The sequence below is a fragment of the Arthrobacter sp. B0427-1-12 genome (genome assembly GCF_059092905.1).
The window spans coordinates 1-542 of the sequence record NZ_JBNHIC010000196.1 but is presented as its reverse complement, the minus strand read 5'-3'; the positions used below and the strand labels follow the sequence as shown (position 1 = coordinate 542).

Genomic DNA, 542 nt, shown 5'->3' with positions numbered 1-542 from the left:
GCCTGGACGACAAGATCAAAAACGCCGCCGAGAAAGCTGCCGGCAAGGCCAAGGAAGCAGCGGGCAGGGCCGCCGGGGACGAACGCCTGCAGGCCGAAGGACAGGCCGATCAGATCAAGGCCGACCTGAAAAACGCCGGCGAACATGTCAAGGACGCCTTCAAAAAAGACTGACCGGACCCGACACACCTCCGATGCCGGCAGCCGGCGCGGGGGCCTGCCGGCCACAGGCCGGTCACGGACAGGCTCCGGCACAGGCGGTATTGCTTTACCGGGGGAGAACATTGCCCCTCCCGGGTGCAGACTCTTTCTTCGCCGCCGTTTAGGGAAAAAATATGCATAACGGTCCTTGGTGCAGGACAGCGGCAGGGACGGAATGTCAACCGGAGCAGCGGGTTTCCGGGCCGTTCGATACGGAGTCCCTCATGGGCCTGCCTGAGCCGGGATCAGCGTGGAACAGCGACGATTCCGGAGCCGTACTGTCCGACCCGGACCGCCAGGACAGCGTCCTGGTCGATACCGAGGCCGCCCAGGACGGTGCCT

Annotated in this window: 1 protein-coding gene; it reads left to right on the top strand. The window is 64.8% G+C overall.

Annotated elements, in window-relative coordinates; translation table 11 throughout:
* Positions 1 to 2 precede the first annotated feature (2 nt).
* The gene (locus tag AC5RWU_RS24525; protein WP_493986772.1) at positions 3 to 173 is read left to right on the top strand and encodes a CsbD family protein; all 171 of its coding nucleotides are present in this window, start codon (positions 3 to 5) and stop codon (positions 171 to 173) included.
* The last annotated feature ends 369 nt before the right edge of the window (positions 174 to 542 follow it).